10 protein-coding genes, 7 tRNA genes and 2 rRNA genes are annotated in these 14161 nt (G+C 48.6%); 18 read left to right on the top strand and 1 reads right to left on the bottom strand.

The features are described from left to right. Window positions 1–105: 105 nt before the first annotated feature. From AC2EXB_RS00870 to AC2EXB_RS00915, 10 genes are all read left to right on the top strand, one after another. Window positions 106–3039, top strand: a 23S ribosomal RNA gene (locus AC2EXB_RS00870). Window positions 3040–3121: 82 nt separating this feature from the next. Then, window positions 3122–3237: ribosomal RNA gene (gene rrf, locus AC2EXB_RS00875) — 5S ribosomal RNA — on the top strand. A 39-nt stretch (window positions 3238–3276) separates the two neighbouring features. Then, window positions 3277–3349, top strand: a tRNA-Thr gene (locus AC2EXB_RS00880). A 56-nt stretch (window positions 3350–3405) separates the two neighbouring features. Next, window positions 3406–3480 (top strand) — tRNA-Glu (locus AC2EXB_RS00885). A 46-nt stretch (window positions 3481–3526) separates the two neighbouring features. Continuing rightward, window positions 3527–3602 (top strand) — tRNA-Val (locus AC2EXB_RS00890). A gap of 8 nt (window positions 3603–3610) precedes the next feature. Beyond that, a tRNA-Tyr gene (locus AC2EXB_RS00895) sits at window positions 3611–3694 on the top strand. 10 nt (window positions 3695–3704) lie between these two features. Then, window positions 3705–3779: transfer RNA gene (locus tag AC2EXB_RS00900), tRNA-Gln, on the top strand. 9 nt (window positions 3780–3788) lie between these two features. Then, window positions 3789–3861, top strand: a tRNA-Lys gene (locus AC2EXB_RS00905). 30 nt (window positions 3862–3891) lie between these two features. Continuing rightward, window positions 3892–3964 (top strand) — tRNA-Ala (locus AC2EXB_RS00910). Between the two features lie 186 nt (window positions 3965–4150). Next, complete coding sequence (locus AC2EXB_RS00915) at window positions 4151–5374, top strand: ISL3 family transposase (RefSeq protein ID WP_483601356.1); 1224 nt, start codon at window positions 4151–4153, stop codon at window positions 5372–5374. Between the two features lie 51 nt (window positions 5375–5425). Here AC2EXB_RS00915 and AC2EXB_RS00920 read toward each other — a convergent pair whose 3' ends face one another. Then, window positions 5426–6505 carry a citrate synthase/methylcitrate synthase gene (locus AC2EXB_RS00920; RefSeq protein ID WP_483603016.1) on the bottom strand — a complete coding sequence of 360 codons (1080 nt, stop codon included), beginning with the start codon at window positions 6503–6505 and terminating at the stop codon, window positions 5426–5428. A gap of 106 nt (window positions 6506–6611) precedes the next feature. Between AC2EXB_RS00920 and AC2EXB_RS00925 the strand changes: the two genes are divergently transcribed. From AC2EXB_RS00925 to glmM, 8 genes are all read left to right on the top strand, one after another. Next, window positions 6612–7493 (top strand): LysR family transcriptional regulator, encoded by an 882-nt coding sequence (locus AC2EXB_RS00925; protein ID WP_483603018.1) that lies wholly within the window; start codon window positions 6612–6614, stop codon window positions 7491–7493. Between the two features lie 11 nt (window positions 7494–7504). Further along, window positions 7505–8068, top strand: a complete 564-nt coding sequence (locus tag AC2EXB_RS00930; protein WP_483603020.1) for a GNAT family N-acetyltransferase — start codon at window positions 7505–7507, stop codon at window positions 8066–8068. Between the two features lie 70 nt (window positions 8069–8138). After that, on the top strand, window positions 8139–9047 hold the full coding sequence (rocF, locus tag AC2EXB_RS00935) for an arginase (protein WP_483603022.1): 909 nt from the start codon (window positions 8139–8141) through the stop codon (window positions 9045–9047). A 222-nt stretch (window positions 9048–9269) separates the two neighbouring features. Next, window positions 9270–9833, top strand: a complete 564-nt coding sequence (gene sigW / locus AC2EXB_RS00940) for an RNA polymerase sigma factor SigW (RefSeq protein ID WP_235197829.1) — start codon at window positions 9270–9272, stop codon at window positions 9831–9833. A gap of 12 nt (window positions 9834–9845) precedes the next feature. Beyond that, window positions 9846–10478, top strand: a complete 633-nt coding sequence (locus AC2EXB_RS00945; RefSeq protein WP_483603024.1) for a zf-HC2 domain-containing protein — start codon at window positions 9846–9848, stop codon at window positions 10476–10478. A 283-nt stretch (window positions 10479–10761) separates the two neighbouring features. After that, window positions 10762–11598: a diadenylate cyclase CdaA gene (cdaA, locus tag AC2EXB_RS00950; RefSeq protein WP_235197831.1), complete on the top strand. Its 837-nt coding sequence runs from the start codon at window positions 10762–10764 to the stop codon at window positions 11596–11598. Beyond that, complete coding sequence (locus AC2EXB_RS00955; RefSeq protein WP_483603026.1) at window positions 11591–12598, top strand: CdaR family protein; 1008 nt, start codon at window positions 11591–11593, stop codon at window positions 12596–12598. The genes cdaA and AC2EXB_RS00955 overlap by 8 nt, the downstream gene beginning before the upstream one ends. Window positions 12599–12672: 74 nt before the next feature. Further along, window positions 12673–14022, top strand: coding sequence for a phosphoglucosamine mutase (gene glmM, locus AC2EXB_RS00960; protein ID WP_483603028.1), 1350 nt, complete (start codon window positions 12673–12675; stop codon window positions 14020–14022). Window positions 14023–14161: the final 139 nt, after the last annotated feature.

A 14161-nucleotide genomic window follows, 5' to 3' on the forward strand; every position in this document is an offset into this window, starting at 1 on the left:
AAACTTGTTCTTTGAAAACTGGATAAAACGACATTGAAACAAATGAAAACAAGCAATTCATGCAAGCACGATCCCAATTGGGATCCACTTTTTAACAAACCACTTGGTTAAGTTAGAAAGGGCGCACGGTGAATGCCTTGGCACTAGGAGCCGAAGAAGGACGGCACTAACACCGATATGCTTCGGGGAGCTGTAAGTGAGCGATGATCCGGAGATTTCCGAATGGGGGAACCCACCGCCTTTAATGGGGCGGTATCCATGTGTGAATACATAGCACATGAGAAGGCAGACCCAGGGAACTGAAACATCTAAGTACCTGGAGGAAGAGAAAGCAAATGCGATTCCCTGAGTAGCGGCGAGCGAAACGGGAACAGCCCAAACCAAGAGGCTTGCCTCTTGGGGTTGTAGGACACTCATTGTGGAGTTACAAAATTCGAATTTAAGCGAAGCGACCTGGAACGGTCCGCGAGACAAGGTAACAGCCCTGTAGCTGAAAGGTTCGGATCTCCCGAGTGGATCCTGAGTACGGCGGAACACGTGAAATTCCGTCGGAATCCGGGAGGACCATCTCCCAAGGCTAAATACTCCCTAGTGACCGATAGTGAACCAGTACCGTGAGGGAAAGGTGAAAAGCACCCCGGAAGGGGAGTGAAACAGATCCTGAAACCGTGTGCCTACAAGTAGTCAAAGCCCGTTAATGGGTGATGGCGTGCCTTTTGTAGAATGAACCGGCGAGTTACGATTGCATGCAAGGTTAAGCTGAGAAGGCGGAGCCGCAGCGAAAGCGAGTCTGAATAGGGCGAATGAGTATGCAGTTGTAGACCCGAAACCAGGTGATCTACCCATGTCCAGGGTGAAGGTAAGGTAACACTTACTGGAGGCCCGAACCCACGCACGTTGAAAAGTGCGGGGATGAGGTGTGGGTAGCGGAGAAATTCCAATCGAACCTGGAGATAGCTGGTTCTCTCCGAAATAGCTTTAGGGCTAGCCTCAATCGTTTAGAATCCTGGAGGTAGAGCACTGTTTGGACTAGGGGCCCATCCCGGGTTACCGAATTCAGACAAACTCCGAATGCCAGTGATTTATGATTGGGAGTCAGACTGCGAGTGATAAGATCCGTAGTCAAGAGGGAAACAGCCCAGACCACCAGCTAAGGTCCCCAAATATCCGTTAAGTGGAAAAGGATGTGGCGTTGCTTAGACAACCAGGATGTTGGCTTAGAAGCAGCCATCATTTAAAGAGTGCGTAATAGCTCACTGGTCGAGTGACACTGCGCCGAAAATGTACCGGGGCTAAACGGATTACCGAAGCTGTGGATGGACCTCATCTGAGGTCCGTGGTAGGAGAGCGTTCTAAGGGCGTTGAAGTCAGACCGGAAGGACTGGTGGAGCGCTTAGAAGTGAGAATGCCGGTATGAGTAACGAAAGACGGGTGAGAATCCCGTCCACCGAATGCCTAAGGTTTCCTGAGGAAGGCTCGTCCGCTCAGGGTCAGTCGGGACCTAAGTCGAGGCCGATAGGCGTAGACGATGGACAACAGGTTGATATTCCTGTACCACCTCCCCGCCGTTTGAGCAATGGGGGGACGCAGAAGGATAAGGTGAGCGCGCCGTTGGTTGTGCGCGTCCAAGCAGTGAGGCGTGGAATGAGGCAAATCCCATTCCTGATACGTTAAGCTGTGACGGCAAGAGGATTCATCCTCGAGTCCCTGATTTCACACTGCCAAGAAAAGCCTCTAGCGAGGCGGGAGGTGCCCGTACCGCAAACCGACACAGGTAGGCGAGAAGAGAATTCTAAGGTGAGCGAGTGAACTCTCGTTAAGGAACTCGGCAAAATGACCCCGTAACTTCGGGAGAAGGGGTGCTCTGGTAGGGTGAATAGCCCGAGAGAGCCGCAGTGAATAGGCCCAGGCGACTGTTTAGCAAAAACACAGGTCTCTGCAAAACCGTAAGGTGACGTATAGGGGCTGACGCCTGCCCGGTGCTGGAAGGTTAAGGGGAGTGCTTAGCGCAAGCGAAGGTGCGAACTGAAGCCCCAGTAAACGGCGGCCGTAACTATAACGGTCCTAAGGTAGCGAAATTCCTTGTCGGGTAAGTTCCGACCCGCACGAAAGGCGTAACGATCTGGGCACTGTCTCAACGAGAGACTCGGTGAAATTATAGTACCTGTGAAGATGCAGGTTACCCGCGACAGGACGGAAAGACCCCGTGGAGCTTTACTGTAGCCTGATATTGAATTTTGGTGCAACTTGTACAGGATAGGTAGGAGCCTTTGAGCCCGGAGCGCCAGCTTCGGAGGAGGCGTCGGTGGGATACTACCCTGGTTGTATTGAAATTCTAACCCACACCCCTGATCGGGGTGGGAGACAGTGTCAGGCGGGCAGTTTGACTGGGGCGGTCGCCTCCTAAAGAGTAACGGAGGCGCCCAAAGGTTCCCTCAGAATGGTTGGAAATCATTCGCAGAGTGTAAAGGCACAAGGGAGCTTGACTGCGAGACGTACAGGTCGAGCAGGGTCGAAAGACGGGCTTAGTGATCCGGTGGTTCCGCATGGAAGGGCCATCGCTCAACGGATAAAAGCTACCCCGGGGATAACAGGCTTATCTCCCCCAAGAGTCCACATCGACGGGGAGGTTTGGCACCTCGATGTCGGCTCATCGCATCCTGGGGCTGTAGTCGGTCCCAAGGGTTGGGCTGTTCGCCCATTAAAGCGGTACGCGAGCTGGGTTCAGAACGTCGTGAGACAGTTCGGTCCCTATCCGTCGCGGGCGCAGGAAATTTGAGAGGAGCTGTCCTTAGTACGAGAGGACCGGGATGGACACACCGCTGGTGTACCAGTTGTTCTGCCAAGGGCATCGCTGGGTAGCTATGTGTGGCCGGGATAAGTGCTGAAAGCATCTAAGCACGAAGCCCCCCTCAAGATGAGATTTCCCATTGCGCAAGCAAGTAAGATCCCTCAAAGACGATGAGGTAGATAGGTTCGAGGTGGAAGCGTGGCGACACGTGCAGCTGACGAATACTAATCGATCGAGGACTTAACCAAAATGGCTTTCTGAAGCGCGCGTTTCCTGTATTCAATGTCGAATATCCAGTTTTGAGTGAACAAGTCACTCTGAAAAAAATAGTCCAGTGATGATGGCAAAGAGGCCACACCCGTTCCCATCCCGAACACGGAAGTTAAGCTCTTTTGCGCCGATGGTAGTTGGGGGTCTCCCCCTGTGAGAGTAGGACGTCGCTGGGCTATTCTATGTTTTTTTTACCGCAACGAATCTTTTACCTTGCTTCCATAGCTCAGCAGGTAGAGTGCTTCCATGGTAAGGAAGAGGTCACCGGTTCGAACCCGGTTGGAAGCTTTTTGATTTCCATAAGGTTTTGTAGATTGGTGAGAGACTGTTATACTATTTATATTGGCCCCTTGGTCAAGCGGTTAAGACACCGCCCTTTCACGGCGGTAACACGGGTTCGAATCCCGTAGGGGTCACCAAATTGTTTTTTAAAAACAATTTATAGAAATAAATTTTGATTTTCGTGGAGGATTAGCTCAGCTGGGAGAGCATCTGCCTTACAAGCAGAGGGTCGGCGGTTCGATCCCGTCATCCTCCACCATTCTTCTCGGTGGGGTAGCGAAGTGGCTAAACGCGGCGGACTGTAAATCCGCTCCTTCGGGTTCGGCAGTTCGAATCTGCCCCCCACCACCAGTTTTATCTTTGGGGTATAGCCAAGCGGTAAGGCAACGGGTTTTGATCCCGTCATGCCCTGGTTCGAATCCAGGTACCCCAGCCATTTTTTTTCGAGCCATTAGCTCAGTTGGTAGAGCATCTGACTTTTAATCAGAGGGTCGAAGGTTCGAATCCTTCATGGCTCATTTTTATTTTTTCCTGCGCCTGTTCAGCGCGGGGCCTTAGCTCAGCTGGGAGAGCGCGACGCTGGCAGTGTCGAGGTCAGGGGTTCGAGCCCCCTAGGCTCCATTGTTCCATGTGTATTTGTACTATCCATGTGTAAAAACCCGTTTCCATTAACTTGGAGACGGGTTTTTTTTAGGGTTCTACACTAATTGTTGGGGTGTTGAAACAATTCGGCCCAAAAAAAGACACGCAATCTCCAAATTCTTTTATACTTGAAATGTCGAATAACAAGTAAAGAAGAGGAGATGCGTGCACTTGAATTTTACCATGAAATTTCCCGGATTAGAAGATGTGAAAATCATGAAGATGGAACAAGTGGAGGACCGGGTGGCCCTGCATGTGGAGTTGGAAGTGAAGGCACACCGTTGCCCGCGTTGCCAGGAGAAGACCCGGCGTGTCCACGATTACCGGATCCAAAAGATCAAACACCTGAAATGGTTTGAACGCCAGACTTACCTTTTCTATAAGAAGAGACGCTACGTATGCGGGGCGTGCGGCAAGAAATTCGCCGAACAGAATTCATTCATCGGCCGCTATCAACGGTTCTCAAAAGAGTGGAACCAAGCGGTTCATGTGCGCAGCGTCAAGGCGAAAACGTTCAAGGAAGTGGCCGGACAATACGGCGCTTCCGCTTCGACCATCGTTCGGCGTTTCGATCTGGTGGCGCTCCAGGAAGTTACTGAAACCGCAAAATTACCGCGTGTGATCGCCATCGACGAATACAAAGGCGACACCCGCGAAGGAAAGTACCAACTGATTATCGCCGATGGCGAAACGAGAGAACCGATCGATATCCTGCCCAACCGGAAAAAAGAGACGATCAAACAGTATCTCCAACAGCACGGAGCTGCGGTGGAAATCGTCGTCATGGACATGAGCCATTCCTTTAAAGCCGCGGTCAAAAAAGCACTCGGCAAACCGGTGATCATCGCCGATCGCTTCCACTTCTGCCGGTACATTTACTGGGCGCTGGACGCGGTCCGCAGACGCGTGCAGAAAAGTTGGAACGACTATGACCGCAAAAAAGGCAAACGGATGCGCTACGTCTTTTACAAAAACAGTGAGAAGTTAACCGAAAAGGACCGTTGGTACTTGAAGCGGTATCTTGAAATGGATGAGGAGCTCAAACGAGCATACGAACTGAAGGAAGCGTATTGCACGTGGTTTCAGGCAAGCAAAAAAAGAGATCCCGAGGAAATCCTCAAGACCAAAGAAGCGTTGCTGGAATTTTATCGGCTGGTGGAACAAGCGGGCATTCCCGAGTTCCAGAAAGCCATGGGCACCTTCCGAAACTGGCAGACGGAAATCTTGAACAGCTTCTCGTTCAAGTATTCCAATGGTTTCTTGGAAGGCATCAATAACCTGACAAAAGTGATTAAGCGGAACGCGTTCGGCTTTCAGAATTTCGAACGCGCCCGCGCCAAAATACTACTGACACACAAGTATAAGAATATGGGAGTTCACGTTGGTTAGAGTGAGGAAGATTTCACCTCACCCCAACATTTGACGGAGAACCTTTTTTAGTTAGTTTCCAATGTATTCGGATTGCGGCCGGAAAATGACATTGTCCCGCTGCTGTTCGAGTACGTGGGCAGTCCAGCCGACTATTCGAGCGACACTGAAAGTGGGTGTGAATAAAGTCGGTGGCATATCAATCGAGCGCATAATGGCAGCTGCATAAAATTCAACGTTTGTGTAAAGGGCACGCCCTGGTTTTCGTTCATTCAGCAAGCGGATGATTTTCTGTTCTGCAGATACAGCTAAATCGAGCCAAGGGTCTTCGCCTGCGAGTGCCAAACAAGTTTCACGCAATAAAATGGAACGCGGATCTTCTGTCCGGTAAATGCGATGGCCGAACCCCATGATTTTCTCTCCTTCATCAAGTTTATGGGCAATGACGGGTTCAATTCGTTCGGGAGATTGGATTTCTTCCAACAGATCGATGACACCAGAAGGAGCGCCGCCATGCAAGGGGCCTTTCATCGTTCCGATCGCTGATGTGATGGCTGACACCATATCCGATTCGGTAGAAACCGTCACCCGTGCGGCGAAAGTGGAGGCGTTCATGCCGTGCTCCATGGTCAATTTTAAATAAGTTTCCAATGCCTCAATTTGGGCAGCTGTCGGCTCTGTACCTTTTAACATCCATAAATAATTGGCCGTGTGGTTCAAATCTTCCCGAGCATCGATGGGTGGGAGTCCTTGCTGTAAGCGGTAGAGTAAAGCCGTTAAAACCGGAAAGACTGAAACGAGAGATAACGCTTGTTGCTCAGGAGTTGTACGTGAAAATTCTTGTTGGCTATAAGCTGAAAGTAAAGTACGCAGCCCGTCCATGATAGGGGCTTCTTTTGGCAGCAATTTCGCGATTTCCAAGATGTGTTCCGGTACTTTCCGGTATTTAATGAAAGAAGCTTCCCAGTCTTCAAGTTCTGCAGCGCTTGCGCTATGCCCATGCCATAAGAAATAAGCCGTTTCTTCAAATGATTTTCCTTTGATCACTTCATGCACTAATTTTCCGCGATAGCGTAATTCCCCTTTATCCCCGTCGACAGATGCAATGCCTGTCTGGACCGCTACTACACCTTTTAAGCCTTTTTGGAACATGTTCCTTCTCCTCCTTTTCTTTTATCATACCTCGCTGTATTGATTATAAAAATTAAAGATATATAATTAAAACAATTCAAATTATTAATCGAGAAAGGAGGCAATTATGGAACTTTCTTGGTTAAAAACTTTTGTGGATGCGGCAGAGACCTTGAACTTCAGAAAGACATCTGAACGTTTGTTGATGTCACAGCCCAATGTGACCGTACACATCCGCTTGTTAGAAGAGAGTCTAGGAATACTTCTATTTAAGCGGGAAAGGAATCGGGTAGAACTTACCGATGAAGGGCGCCATTTTCTCGGTGAAGCAATAAAAATTTTAGCGCAAGTGGAGGTGAGCGTTGACGGACTGCATGCCTTTGCACAAGGATATCGTCAGAAATGGCGGTTGGCTATTTCTCCGTTAATGGCTGAGACGGTTCTCCCGTATATCTTAAAATCCTTCACATTGAATCATCCGGATATTGAACTGGTCATACAGGTCGAAGAATCCGAGAAAATCGAGGACTTGGTAGAAAAAGGAGAAGTTTCAGCGGGAATTTCTGCCTTGCCGCCGGTGCGTAGGAATATTCTCCATGAAATTGTCTACGACGATCCACTCTTATTCATTTTGCCGAGAGACGCCTATGACGATGAAAGTGGACCGACTGTTTCAGCCGAAGCGATGCTTCAATCTTCATTTTTGTTTACTCATCACCATCCGGTATTTTGGGAAGAATTGCTGCTGAAATTGCGCTTGCAAGTGACGGGAATCCGGACGATGAAAGTGACACAGGCACATATCGTAAAAAGGTTTATCCAGGAAGGGCTCGGCGTATCGTTTCTGCCGAGATCCATGGTGCGGCGGGAATTGATTGAAGGACGCTTGATGGATGCCCATTTTGACTTGTTTCCATTGTCTAAAGTATCGACCTATTTTTTAGCGAAAGAGATGGGCGAGCTCGAACAGGAATTTTTGCAGCGGATCCAATCCGTCTATTTTAGTTAGGAGGAAAAGAAATGATAATCGAAGAGCCAGGCATTCGTTTGCGTTTATTGAAGAGAGAGGATTTTGAAGCGCTTTGGGAATTGTATACCCCGGGGATTTTCGAACACATGCTGACGAAAGTGGAAACTTTTGAGCAGTTAGAAGCGTGGCTTGCATCCGGGCTGAACCAGTCCAACGTGTTGATCTTTGCCGTCGAGAACCCGGAAACGTCGGAAATTATCGGGACAACCCGCATCTATGCAATCGATGAAACGAATAAAAGCTGTGAAATCGGATCGACGTTCTATGCAGAATCGGCACAGCGCACACATGTGAATACCCGAGTGAAATTGGCGCTTCTCCACTATTGTTTTGAAGAACGCGGCATGATTCGTGTGCAATTCAAGACAGATGCGGAAAATATCCGTTCACAGAAAGCATTGGAACGCATCGGCGCAGTAAAAGAAGGGGTGCTGCGCAATGAGCGGATCCGGTCTACGGGCAAACCGAGAGATGCTGTGGTCTATTCCATTATCGATCGCGAATGGCCGGAAGTGGAAAAAGAATTGTTGAAAAAGTTGAATAAATATACGTGATTTTGTGCGGTTGAGCCAAGCCCCCTTTAGCAGTTACAATGAATGCATCTTGTTAAGGGGGAATAAAATCATGAATAAAAAGAATGTATCGATTATCGGTGTACCAATGGACCACGGGCAAAATCGCCGCGGCGTCGACATGGGGCCAAGTGCCATCCGCTACGCAGGGGTGGTCGAACGCATCGAGGAACTTGGCTATACGGTGAAGGATGAAGGGGACATCCAAATCGGGCAGGCGGACGGTTCAGTGGAAGAAAACACGAATCTGCGCAATTTGAAAGTGATTACAGAAGCAACGGAAGCGCTGGGCGCAAAAGTTTTTGAAGTGGCGGAAGCTGGAAACTTCCCATTAGTTCTAGGTGGCGACCATAGTATTGCAATCGGAACGCTTGCAGGAATTTCAGAACGCCATGAAAATCTTGGCGTCATTTGGTACGATGCGCACGCAGACATGAATACGAGCGACACATCGCCATCCGGCAATATCCACGGCATGCCGCTTGCTGCAAGCTTCGGGCTTGGGCATGAGCAATTGACGCACATCCGCGGCTATTCGCCAAAAGTGAAACCGGAAAACATTGTCATCATCGGAGCGCGTTCGGTCGACCCGGGAGAGCGGGAATTGATCAAAGAGCGCGGCATCCGTGTATATAGCATGCACGAAATCGATAAAATGGGCATGAATGAAGTCATTGCAGATGCTATCCAGTACTTGAAAGAAGAGCGCCGGACAGACGCTGTGCATTTATCGCTTGACCTTGATGGCATCGATCCTTTGTACACGCCAGGGGTTGGCACACCGGTTCCAGGAGGAATCTCTTACCGTGAAAGCCACTTGGCAATGGAATTATTATTTGACTCAGGCATCATCACTTCTGCTGAATTTGTTGAAGTTAATCCGATTCTAGACGAAAAGAACCGGACGGCGGATGTAGCGGTCGCATTAATCGGTTCGCTGTTTGGTGAAAAATTAGTATAAACGAGCGAAAAGCAGGCGAAAGCCTGTTTTTTTATGGGCAGAAATGAGTCTTTTATTGCCAAAAGCTTTTATATCGGAAAGAGTCACAAAATTTCATGGATTTAAATGGGTAAACTTTGATACGATAGAAAGAGATTTGTAAAAAAGAAAATTTAATTTGAAACCTTTTGGAATCTAGTCCGTATATAAAAGACAGCCGCATAGGCGGAGGGAAATGAGATTATGGATGCGTTAGTCAATAAACGAATAAAAAAAGTGTTAAAAGGCGATCAGAACGCATTCGCCGAAATCGTTGAGCTGTATCAGCACCAGCTTTATCAAATCTGCTACCGTATGCTGAACAACAAGCATGAAGCGGAAGACATTGCGCAAGAAGCGTTTATGCGTGCTTACGTCAATCTTCATACGTTCGATCAGCAGCGTAAATTTTCGACATGGCTTTACCGCATTGCGACGAATTTATGCATTGACCGGATCCGCAAGAAAAAGCCGGATTACCATCTGGATGCGGAGGTGCGCGGAACGGAAGGCTTGGATATGTACTCCTCTATTGCAAGCGATGATCAGCTGCCTGAAGAAGAGCTGATGCGGATGGAAGTCCAGGAACGTGTGCAATACGAGATCAGCCGCTTGCCAGATAAGTACCGTGCCGCTATTGTATTAAAGTACATTGAAGAATTGCCGCTGGCGGAAATCAGCGAGATTTTGGATTTGCCGCTTGGGACCGTGAAAACGCGGATACACCGGGGACGAGAAGCTCTTCGGAAGCAATTGAGCAATTTGTAGGAGGCGAGCACGATGAATACGTGTCCGGAGAACATCATTCAGTATATGGATGATTATTTAGATGGGGATATAAATGCTGCCGACGAAGCCGTTTTGAAGGCGCATTTAGAAAGCTGCATCGATTGTCGAAAGCAATACCATGAACTGACCAAAACGATTGCATTTGTCCAAAGTGCATCTCATATACAGGCACCTGCCGATTTTGTCCAAAAGACGATGCAGCGGCTGCCGAAACAAAGCCAACGCGGCGGCGTCCAACGCTGGTTCCGCAAAAATCCGATTTTGACGGCTGCAGCGCTGTTCTGTATTTTGATGAGCGCGGCCTTGTTCACGAACTTCAATGACGATCAGCAATTTGCCTTCACAAAACAGGAAAACCTGGTAGTGGAGGGTGAAACGGTGGTCGTGCCGGAAGGGCAAGTCGTGACAGGGGATATCACCGTCCGGAACGGAGACATCCGGGTCGAAGGTGAACTGCGCGGAGACGTAACCATCGTCAACGGCAAGTATATGGCATCAAGTGGTGTCATCACCGGGGAGATTGAAGAAATCGACCGTGCTTTCGAATGGCTTTGGTATCAGATCAAATCAGGCGTGAAAGAAGCGGCCACTATTTTTAGCGGCAGCGAAGATACGGAAGAATAAAGAGACAACTCTGTAAGCCAGTGAAATCGGCTTATGGAGTTTTTTTAATGGGAAAATAAAAAAGAAAGCTGCAGTTGACTGCGGATTGCGGGAGAAAAGTTTGGCTGTTTGGGAAGGCAACGGAAATAGCGTGGGCCAAATTATTCGGAAATGGGTTGTATCGTCCGCATTGTAAAAATTTTGAAGAGAGTTTATACGTTTTAGAACCCCTCCAAGCAAGGCAGGCGTGATTTGATTATGCTATACTATTAGATATGCAGATGTTGAAAAGTGAGGGTTGCAGATGCCGTTTTTGGAGAATTTAACCGACCAAACACCACTCGAACTTTTAGTGAATGTCATTGATATTTTATTGGTATGGTTCGTTGTATATAAATTGATCACGATTATTAAAGGGACGAAAGCCGTCCAATTGTTAAAAGGAATCTTCTTTATCATTATTGCGTATCTGATTACCCAGGCACTCAATTTGGAAACGCTTGGATGGATTATGCAGCAAGTATTGAATTGGGGATTCTTGGCCATTATCATCATATTCCAGCCTGAAATGCGCCGTGCATTGGAACAGTTAGGGCGAGGGAAGCTGTTTTCGAGCAGCCAGTTGAATGAGGAATCGGAACGGGGCCGTTTAATTGATGCGATGTCGAAATCGGTCAGTTATATGGCGAAACGCCGCATCGGTGCGCTTATTTCGATTGAACGTGAAACGGGATTGAGTGAATATATCGAAACTGGAATCCCAATGAACTCAGACATTACGTCAGAGTTGCTCATTAATTTATTTATCCCGAATACGCCTTTGCATGACGGAGCTGTGATCATCCAGAAAAACCGGATAGCGGCAGCCGCCTGCTACCTGCCTTTGTCGGAAAGCCCGTTCATTTCAAAAGAACTGGGGACGCGGCACCGGGCAGCGCTTGGAATCAGTGAAGTGACGGATGCGATTACGGTCATTGTGTCGGAGGAAACCGGAGCGATCAGCTTAACGGCGAACGGTGATTTGCACCGCAATCTGTCATTGGAAGATTTCGAAGTGAAATTGCGCCGCATCTGGTTTGGCGCAGAACAACAGGCAGCCGACTCTTCCCGTTGGAATTGGAGGGGGAAAAAGAATGGATAAAATGATGGACAACCCTTGGTTTTTGCGGATTATGGCCCTTCTATTAGCCTTTCTTCTGTTTTTCACGGTGAAGTCCGGCGATGAGGCAGTCGATTCGGCTGGCAGCGGAACTGTAACGGAAGAGATAGAAGATGTGGCATTGGAAGTTTTCTATGATGATACGAACTTAATGGTCAGCGGATTGCCTGAGACCGTCGATTTGACGATTTCAGGTCCCACAAGCATTGTCCAGACAACACGTCAGTTGAAGGATTTCACGCTGTTCGTGGATTTGCGCAATTTGACGCTTGGGGAGCACCAAGTGCCGATCCAGACAGAGAATTTATCGGAAGAACTGCGTGTGCAGATTTCTCCCGCTTTTATTGATATTACGATTGAAGAGCGGGTGACCCAGGAATTCCGGATTGATCCGGAAATTAATGAGCGTTTGCTGGCGGAAGGATTTGTGCTGAAAGGCATAACTGCTGAGCCGAAGACGGTGGCTGTTACCGGGCCGAAGAGCGTCATTGATGCCATCAGTTTTGTGAAAGCGACCGTTACGGGGGAAGCGGGACTGGACGATTCCTTTACTACGGAAGCGCGGGTCCGGGTTCTTGCCAATGATTTGACGAAGCTCGAAAACGTGACGATTGAACCTGAAGTGGTCGAAGTGGCCGTGGATATTGAAGAGTACAGCAAAGAAGTGCCCGTCTCGATTGAAGAGAACGGTGAGCCTCAGACAGGTGTTACGATCGATTCACTGACGCCGTCCAGTGAAACCGTGAAGATTTCAGGTCCACCGGCAGTGGTGGATGCGTTGACGGAATTTGTCGTCGAAGTTAATGCCGGTGTCATCACGCCGACCGATATGACGGTGGAAGCGGAACTGAAAAAGCCGAAAGGCACGAGCAGCGTGTCGCCTGGGAAACTGACGGTGGAAGCGGAAATCACCGTGGATGAATCGGTCCAGCTGCCGGAAGACGTGGAAAATCCGGTTCTGGCAGAAGACGATCCGTCGTGAATGTCTTTAGCGCAATAAAACAAAATTGAGCAGCATAAAACAATTCAAGCTTAGGAATTGAAGGAGAGAAAATAATGGGAAAATATTTTGGAACTGATGGTGTGCGGGGTGTAGCGAATACCGAACTAACACCGGAATTAGCATTTAAATTAGGCCGCTTCGGCGGATATATCTTAACAAAAAGCTCAAAAGGCAAACCGAAAGTGTTAATCGGCCGCGATACGCGTATTTCCGGGGAAATGTTGGAAGGCGCACTAGCAGCCGGCCTTTTATCCGTCGGTGCAGAAGTGATGCGCCTCGGCGTCATCAGCACACCAGGAGTTGCTTATTTAACCCGTGTCATGAGTGCAGAAGCCGGTGTCATGATTTCAGCTTCACACAACCCGGTAGAAGATAACGGCATCAAATTCTTCGGTTCGGATGGCTTTAAGTTGTCGGATGACCAGGAATTTGAAATCGAAGCGTTGCTTGACGCAGAAGAAGATACATTGCCGCGCCCAACTGGCGGAGATCTTGGCAGCGTGACGGATTATTTTGAAGGTGGACAGAAATACATCCAGTATTTGAAACAGACGGTGGACGAAGAGTTCGCAGGCATCCATGTGGCGCTTGACTGTGCACACGGTGCTACTTCAACATTAGCGACACACGTATTTGCTGATTTGGATGCAGACATCTCAACGATGGGCGCTTCGCCAAACGGCTTGAACATTAACGACCATGTCGGTTCGACGCATCCTGAAAAACTGGCTGAACTGGTAGTAGCGAAAAAAGCGGATATCGGCCTTGCGTTTGATGGCGACGGCGACCGTTTGATCGCAGTGGATGAAAAAGGAACTATTGTAGATGGCGACCAGATTATGTACATAATCGCGAAACATTTGCATTCCGAAGGACGATTGAAGAAAAACACGGTCGTTTCTACTGTGATGAGCAATATGGGCTTCTATAAAGCGTTGGAAGCACACAGCATGGAAAGCAAACAGACAGCTGTCGGCGACCGCTACGTAGTGGAAGAAATGAAGAAAAATGATTACAACTTGGGCGGCGAACAATCCGGCCATATCATTTTCCTTGATTACAACACAACCGGCGATGGTTTATTGACAGGCTTGCAGTTGGTCAACATCATGAAGATCACCGGCAAAAAATTGTCTGAGCTGGCAGAGGAAATGACGATCTTCCCGCAGAAGCTCGTCAATATCCGCGTGACGGACAAACACGCCGTGACGGACAATGCCAAAGTGGCACAGAAGATTGCCGAAGTGGAAAGCGAAATGAATGGAAACGGCCGCGTACTTGTGCGTCCGTCCGGAACAGAACCGCTTGTCCGCGTGATGGTGGAAGCAGCTTCAGTGGAAGACTGTGAAAGCTACGTGGAGCGCATTGCTGAAGTAGTGCGAGCAGAAATGGGCATGAACTAAGTTTAATAAAGCGAGACAGACCGGAGGCAGATGCTTCCGGTCTTTTTTTATGGTTCTACACTAATTGTTGGGGTGTTGAAACAATTCGGCCCAAAAAAAGACACGCAATCTCCAAATTCTTTTATACTTGAAATGTCGA

This window comes from Planococcus alkaliphilus, assembly GCF_057031095.1.